7 protein-coding genes are annotated in these 7,683 nt (G+C 64.8%); all 7 read left to right on the top strand.

What is annotated here, in order from left to right; all coding sequences use genetic code 11:
* The first annotated feature begins 349 nt into the window (after positions 1–349).
* On the top strand, positions 350–1,333 hold the full coding sequence (acuI, locus tag MTR66_RS16615) for an acrylyl-CoA reductase (NADPH) (RefSeq protein ID WP_243923127.1): 984 nt from the start codon (positions 350–352) through the stop codon (positions 1,331–1,333).
* A gap of 280 nt (positions 1,334–1,613) precedes the next feature.
* The gene (locus tag MTR66_RS16610) at positions 1,614–3,320 is read left to right on the top strand and encodes a class I adenylate-forming enzyme family protein (RefSeq protein ID WP_243923126.1); all 1,707 of its coding nucleotides are present in this window, start codon (positions 1,614–1,616) and stop codon (positions 3,318–3,320) included.
* A gap of 26 nt (positions 3,321–3,346) precedes the next feature.
* Positions 3,347–3,769 (top strand): nuclear transport factor 2 family protein, encoded by a 423-nt coding sequence (locus tag MTR66_RS16605; protein ID WP_243923124.1) that lies wholly within the window; start codon positions 3,347–3,349, stop codon positions 3,767–3,769.
* A 253-nt stretch (positions 3,770–4,022) separates the two neighbouring features.
* The gene (locus tag MTR66_RS16600; protein WP_243923122.1) at positions 4,023–4,460 is read left to right on the top strand and encodes a MarR family winged helix-turn-helix transcriptional regulator; all 438 of its coding nucleotides are present in this window, start codon (positions 4,023–4,025) and stop codon (positions 4,458–4,460) included.
* Positions 4,461–4,615: 155 nt separating this feature from the next.
* Positions 4,616–5,353, top strand: coding sequence for an SDR family oxidoreductase (locus MTR66_RS16595; RefSeq protein WP_243923120.1), 738 nt, complete (start codon positions 4,616–4,618; stop codon positions 5,351–5,353).
* Positions 5,354–5,403: 50 nt separating this feature from the next.
* Positions 5,404–6,885, top strand: coding sequence for an aldehyde dehydrogenase family protein (locus tag MTR66_RS16590; protein WP_243923117.1), 1,482 nt, complete (start codon positions 5,404–5,406; stop codon positions 6,883–6,885).
* A 24-nt stretch (positions 6,886–6,909) separates the two neighbouring features.
* Entirely contained in the window at positions 6,910–7,644 is a 735-nt protein-coding gene (locus tag MTR66_RS16585) for a TetR/AcrR family transcriptional regulator (RefSeq protein ID WP_243923115.1), read from the top strand.
* Positions 7,645–7,683: the final 39 nt, after the last annotated feature.

The raw sequence follows: 7,683 nt of genomic DNA, 5'->3' as shown, positions 1-7,683 counted from the left end.
CCCCAACCAGGCGGGAATCCTTCTTCGAGTTTTCGGACAGTCTGAGGGGTTTTCCGGCATGGCTGCTTTCAGGCATCCTGTTCTCGCAGGCAGCACCAATTCCGCGCGCTGGGAAAGGCGGTCATCGCAACGAACGACCGCTACATTCGCTTGTGAATTCCACGTGCACCACAGTGCCTCGCACCCCGCCTCACTTCGCCTAGGCGATGCCGCGCGGCATCGGCATTGACGCGGCGGCCCTGATCCCTTTTCAGCAGGGGGTGCAAATCGTGGATGGGCTCCCGCACGGGGTGTCTGCCTGCGTGAGGGATCGAAGGGCGCGGTGCCGCCGAGAGGAAGGGAGTTCTCCATGTTTTCCGCTATCGTGATCGACAAGACCGACGAAGGCCAGACCGTTACCCTGCAACAGCTCGATGAAAGCGCGCTGCCCGAAGGCGATGTGACCATCGACGTCGCCTTCTCCACGCTCAATTTCAAGGATGGGCTCGCCATCACTGGCAGTTCGCCGGTCGTGCGCAAGTTTCCGATGGTGCCGGGGATCGACCTTGTCGGCACCGTCTCCGAAAGCAGCCATGCCGACTGGAAGGCCGGGGACACGGTGGTCCTCAATGGCTGGGGTGTCGGCGAAGTGCATTGGGGCGGGCTGGCGCAGAAGGCGAAGCTCAAGGGCGACTGGCTGGTGCCGCTGCCGGGCGCTTTCACGCCTGCGCAGGCCATGGCAATCGGCACCGCCGGTTACACCGCCGCGCTCTGCGTCGATGCGCTCATCGATGCGGGCGTGACGCCGGAGCAGGGCGAAGTCCTCGTGACCGGCGCTACCGGCGGCGTTGGCTCGGTGGCCATTGCCCTCCTCAAGAAACTGGGCTTCTCGGTCGCCGCGCTCACCGGCAAGCCGGGCGAGGCCGATTACCTCAAGACGCTGGGCGCCGAGACCATCATTGATCGCGCCGAAATGTCCGAAAAGGGCAAGCCGCTGCAGAAGGAGCGCTGGGCTGGCGTGGTGGATACCGCGGGCAGCTTCACGCTCGCCAATGCCTGCGCGCAGACGCGTTATGGCGGCGCTGTCGCGGCTTGCGGTCTGGCGCAGGGCATGGACTTGCCCGCCACTGTCATGCCGTTCATCCTGCGCGGCGTTTCGCTGCTCGGCATCGACAGCGTGATGGCGCCCAAGGCCAAGCGCCTGAAGGCCTGGGACCGTCTGGCCAAGGATCTCGATCCGGCGGCGCTCGAAACCATTGGCCAGACCATCGGTCTTGGCGATGCGATCGAGGCGGCCAAGAAGTTCATGTCGGGCGAGGTCAAGGGCCGTTACATCGTTGATGTGAACGCCTGACCGGGCAAAACCGGTGTGCGCCCGGTTGCCGCTCATGCGGTGCCGGGCGTTCTGGCTTGGGGCATTACGGGTTCGCCGGAATCAAGCCCGAATCAAGATTGCCCTCACGCCGTTCGTCCCGAGCGAAGTCGAGGGACTTTGACCGAGCGTAGCCGAGGTCGGCATCTTCGCAGGGTTCTCGGCTCCGCTCGAACCGATCCCTCGACTTCGCTCGGGACGAACGGAGGGGCAGGCAGGCTAAGTGCACCATACTCTGATGACACAGGACGGGACAGGACAGATGGCAGCGAAGGTCGAAGTGGTGGACGGCATGTCCGTGGTGCGCGGTATTCCGCTTGCCGAGGAACCGGGCATCGGCGCCCTGACGCTGGCGGGCCTGATCCGCGATGTCTGCGCGGCGCACGGGCCGAAGGAAGCGCTGGTGCTGCACCTCGATGGCGAGGTGGTGCGCTGGACTTATGCCGAGCTGTGGGACAAGTGCATGGCCGTGGCTCGCGCGCTGGTCGCCTGCGGCACTGGCAAGGGCACCCGCGTCGGCGTGATCGCCACCAACCGGCCCGAGTTTCTCTCCAACGTGTTCGGCGCGGCCCTTGCAGGCGCCGTGCCGACGCCGATCAGCACGTTCTTCACCCCCACCGAACTTGACGAGGTGCTGACCGCATCGGGCGTTTCGGTGCTGCTGGCCGAGCGCAAGGTGCTCAAGAAGGATTTTGGCGCCATCCTTACCGGGCTGGAGCCGCTGCTGGCGAACAGCGCGCCGGGCGCACTGGCCTCCGAACGTTATCCTTTCCTGAACCATGTGGCCTTTATCGATAGCGACGAGGGGCAGGGCGCTATCGAAGGCACGGCGGCGTTCCTGTCGCGCGGCGCGGCGGTCGATCCGGCGCTGATCGCGGCCCGCACGGCGCAGATCGCGCCTGCCGATCCGGGCATCCTGCTGTTCAGTTCCGGCTCGACCGGCAAGGTCAAGGGCATCCTTTCGGCCAACCGCGCCGCCTGCCTGCAGGCCTGGCGCTGGCCGCAGTGGTACCGTTTCGAGGAAGCGCCGCGCACATGGTCGGCCAACGGCTTCTTCTGGTCGGGCAATTTCTGTCAGGGGCTGGGCTCGACGCTGGCTTCGGGCGGCACGCTGGTGCTGCAGCGCTGGTTCGATGCCGAAGAGGCGCTGACGCTGATGGACCGCGAGAAGGTGACGATGCCGGTCGCCTGGCCGCACCAGTGGGCCCAGCTCGAAGGGGCCTCCAACTACGGCGATGTCGATCTTTCGAGCCTGAAATACGTCGATATGCACACGCCGCTGGCCCGCCATCCCTCAGTGCATTCGACCTGGCGCCAGCCCGAATGGGCCTATGGCAATACCGAGACGTTCACGCTCATCACGACTTATCCGGCCAATACCCCGGACGAGGAAACGCGCGGCAGCAACGGCTTGCCGACTGCCGGTTCGATCATCAAGATCGTCGAGCCGCTGACCGGGGCGACGGTGCCGGTGGGCGAGCGCGGCGAGATCGCGGTGAAGGGCCCGACGCTGATGATGGGCTATATCGGCGTGCCGCTTTCGGAATCGGTCGACGACGAAGGCTTCCTGCGCACCAGCGACGGCGGCTATGTCGATGCGGACGGGCGGCTCTATTGGGAAGGGCGCCTCAACGACATCATCAAGACCGGCGGCGCCAATGTCTCTCCGCTGGAGATCGATGCGGTGATCCGCGAATGCCCGGGCGTGAAGATCTCGCAGACGGTGGGCGTGCCCGACGAACTGCTAGGCGAACTCGTCGTCTCGTGCATCGTCCCGCATGAAGGCGCGAGCCTCGATGATGCGGCGATCCGCAATTTCGCCAAGGAGAAGCTCGCCAGCTACAAAGTGCCGCGCCGGGTTCTGTTCGTGGCGGAAAGCGATCTGGAAACCACCGGCAGTTCCAAGATCAAGACCGCCGAACTGCGCAAGCTGGCGGCCGAGCGGCTGAAGGATACGGCTGCAGACTGAGCGGCGGCCGGGAAAGGGGAGAGGCTATGACGGGAACGCCCGATTTCGCCGACTGGCTGGCGATCTGCAATCTCAAGGCCGCCTATTGCCGCCTGCTCGATACCAAGGACTGGGAGGGCTGGAAGGCGCTCCTCACCGAAGACTGCGTGATGGACACCCGCCCGAGCGGCGGCACGCTGGAAGAAGGGCGCGAGCGCTTCGCCGCCATGGTCAGCCAGTCGCTGGCGGACGCGAAGACGGCGCATCATGTCCATTCGCCCGAAATCACGATCGACGGCGACCGGGCCGAAGTGGTCTGGGCCATGCAGGACCGCGTGGTGAAGGACGGCTTCGCGCTCACCGGATACGGCCACTATCACGAGACTTGCGTGCGCACCGCCGAAGGCTGGAAAATCGCGCGCCAGACGCTGACCCGGCTGATCGTCGATATGGAACGCAAGCCAGCGTGATGCAGGAGGGCGTTTTGCTCTCCTTGGATCTGAAGTTTGCATCTCCCTTTCTCGTCGCCCCCGCGCAGGCGGGGATCCCGCTTCCTTCTGCTGGCGTCGCGGAAGGAAAGGAAGCGGGATCCCCGCCTGCGCGGGGCCGACGAGTGTAAGTTAGGCTTCGTTTTCATTCTTTCGGGCAGGCCAAAGTCTCAACGTCGCACACCCGTCAAGAATTGTCTGGCCAATACTAAGCAAGCCTACTAATTCTGTGTCCATGGAACGCAGGGTGGGCACGGTCCTGGCACAAGTCGCGCGGCTGATGCGGCGCGCGTTTGATGAGCGCGCGCGGGAGATCGGCGTGACGCGGCCGCAATGGCAGGTGCTCAGCGTGCTGCTGCGGCATGAGGGGATCAAGCAGGGCGGGCTGGCGGAGCTTCTCGAAGTGGAGCCGATCACGGCGGGCCGCATGATCGACCGGATGCAGGAAGCCGGACTGGTCGAGCGCCGCGCCGATCCCGCCGACCGCAGGGCCTGGCAGCTTTACCTAACAGGCCGGGGGCGCAAGATTATCGACCGGTTGCAGCCGCTGGCGGTGGAAACATCCCGTGCGGCGTTCGAGGGCGTTTCGGAAGAGGAAACGGTGCAATTGCTGCATACGCTCGACAGGATACTGGAAAACCTCACCGGCAAGCCTGCGGCCTCCGATGACTGAGCCGGTATCGCCCCCGCGTGCCTGAGCGCACCGCCGCCCAACTATCGCGAGCGCGATAGGAAGGTCCTTGCCGAGAGGCTATCTTGCTGGAAATCAAACGGCATGGATGCGGCGCCCCGGATGGAAGCCGCAGGGACAGGATTTTGGGAGGAACTGTGGGCAAGACGATCGTCATCACCGGTGCCGGTTCGGGCATGGGCAAGGCTCTGGCGCAGCGTTTTGCAGGCGAAGGGGAAACCGTGATCCTGCTTGGCCGGACCTTCTCCAAGGTTCAGGCCGTTGCCGGGGAACTGGGCGCTCCGGCCATGGCGGTTGAGTGCGACGTGGCCAGCGCCGATTCCGTGCGCGCCGCTTTCGCGAAGATCGCCGAAGTCCATCCCAAGATCGACGTGCTGATCAACAACGCGGCGATCTATGAACCGTTCACTGTGGCCGAAGCGACCGACAAGCAGATCGACAGCATCATCGCCACCAATCTCAACGGCCCGATCTATTGCTGCCGCGCGGCCATTCCGATGATGGAAGCAGGCGCGCAGATCATCAATGTCGGCAGCGAGTCGATCGCGGTGCCCTTCGTGATGCTCTCGCTCTACCAGACCTCCAAGGCCGGGCTGGAAATGTTCAGCTCCGCGCTCGAAGCCGAGCTGGAGGAATCGGGCATCCGCGTGACCACCGTGCGCGCCGGGCCGATGTACGACGAGGGCAAGGAAGCTCCCAACTGGGACCGCGATGCCGCGATGCGCTTTCACATGGGCTGCGCCAAGAACGGTCTCGACCTGCGCACCCGCCCGGTTTCGCATTCCGCTTCGGTGACGGGCGTGTTCCGCGCGGTGCTGGATCTGCCGCCGGACGTGAAGCTCTCCCACGTCACGATCGGCGCCCGCAAACCCTGAGGGCCGATCGGCCCGTCTACCTGATTTCGACACTTGCCAAGGATCTACCGATGACCACTCTTCCTGATGCCAAGCTCTATATCGACGGCAAGCTGTGCGATGCGACCGGAGGCGGCACGTTCGACGTGATCAGCCCCTGGACCGGCGAACCGGCCGGCAAGGCCGCCGATGCCACCGCCGAGGACGTGAACGCGGCGATCGCCGCGGCGCGCCGGGCTTTCGACACCACCGACTGGTCCACCAACACCGAAAAGCGCGTGGCGCTGCTCAAGAAGTACCGCGAACTGTTCGAACAGAACCGCGAACGGCTGGGCCAGCTCGCCATTCACGAGGCAGGCGCCGCGCAGGGTGCCGTGAACCGCGCCCATGTCGATATGGCGCTCGACGGCTGGGACGATTACATGGCCGTGTTCCCCCAGGTCGAATGGGAAGTGGACTATGGCGAGAAGCCCGCGTTCGGCATGATCCACAAGCGTCTGGGCCTGCGCGAGGCGGTCGGCGTGGTCGGTGCGATTACCCCGTGGAACGTGCCGCTCTACGTCAATATCGGCAAAGTCATCGCCGCGCTGCTGGCGGGCTGCACTGTCGTGCTCAAGCCCGCGCCGGATACGCCGGGCATGGGCGCGATCTTTGGTGAGCTGGCCAAGGAAGCCGGGTTTCCTGATGGCGTCATCAATGTGGTCTTCGGTGCCGATCCGGCGTTGGCGGGCGAAATGCTGGTGACGGACCCGCGCGTCGATCTGATCTCGTTCACCGGCTCCACCGGCGTCGGCAAGCGCATCATGGAGCAGGGCGCGCCCACGCTGAAGCGCGTGTTCCTCGAACTGGGCGGCAAGTCGGCCAAGATCGTGCTCGACGATGCGCCCAATTTCCAGATGGACGTGGCGATGTCGATGCTGGTGTTCCACGCCGGGCAGGGCTGCGCGGTGCACTCGCGCCTGCTGGTGCCCAAGAGCCGCTACGAGGAAGCCAAGGCGATCCTCAAGGGCGCATACGGCCAGTTCGGCGACAACTGGGGCGACATCGGCAATCCGGCGCACATCATGGGCCCGGTCGTCTCGCGGCGGCAGATGGAGCGCGTGAAGAGCTACATCGATCTGGGGCAGGAAGAGGGCGCGACGCTGCTCGTGGGCGGCAATATCCGTCCCGACAAGGGCAATGGCTTCTTCGTCGAGCCGACCTGCTTCGTCGATGTCACCAACGACATGCGCATCGCGCAGGAAGAGATCTTCGGTCCGGTGCTGGTCGTCATTCCCTATGAGGATGACGAGGATGCCATCCGTATTGCCAACGAAAGCTCCTATGGCCTTTCGGGCGGCGTTTCGGGCAGCCATGACCGGGCAATCGCCATTGCGCGCCGGGTGAAGACTGGCTCGATGAGCGTCAACAATGGCATGTGCATTGCCGGTGACATTCCTTTCGGCGGCTTCAAGGCCAGCGGCATGGGCCGCGAATGGGGCGTCGAAGGGATCGAGGAATATACTGACATCAAGATGCTGGCCTGGCCGGTGGGGCAGGCTGAACCGGCCTGAACCGGCCAGAACCGGAACACGGGTGTGGGAGAGGATGAAAAGGGCCGGGAAGCGCCCAGTCTCACGGCGCTTCCCCCGCAGCTTGCAGAGGCGGTTTCCAGTTCCTGTGCTTCGATAAGCCATAACCTCAACGGGCAGAAGCTGGGACGCAAGGGCCGGGTCACGCGTGAGCGGATCCTGGCCGCGGCGATCGAGCTGATCGATTCACCGGAAGAGCCGGTGACGCTCAGTTCTGTGGCGCGGCGGGCATCGCTCGGCATGACCTCGCTCTACAATTACTTCACCGATCTCACCGAACTGCTTCTGGCGGTGCTGGAGCCGGTCATGGCGACGGCGGAGACATCCTATCTGACGGTGCTGCGCGAGCGCTGGCCGGACGATGATCTGTTCGAGTGCTGCTACCGCTTCGTGCGCGCCTATCACGATTTCTGGCTGCGGCATTCGCGCCTGCTGCACATGCGCAATGCCCTGGCCGATCAGCGCGACCAGCGCATGCTCGCGCACCGCATCGACAGCACCCGGCCGGTCATCGGGCTGCTGGTGAGCCAGATGGATGGAGAAACCCGCCCCGAAAGTGCGGATACGGCGATGGCGACAATGGTGATGATCGGGATCGAGCGCTCGATCACGGTCGCGACGGACCGCGAATTGCGGCGCCAGGTCGGCATGGGGCCGGAAGTCAGCGAGGACCGCTTCCTCGTGCCCGGCGCGCGGCTGATGGAACTGGCGGTCAGGGACGGAAGGGCCGGGGCGGGGTAAGCGGCCCTCAACACCCCGTTATACTCATCGTTCGTGTCG

It is taken from the genome of Novosphingobium beihaiense (assembly GCF_022832375.1).
Classification (GTDB): domain Bacteria; phylum Pseudomonadota; class Alphaproteobacteria; order Sphingomonadales; family Sphingomonadaceae; genus Novosphingobium; species Novosphingobium beihaiensis.
This window is presented reverse-complemented; position numbering and strand designations above follow the sequence as displayed.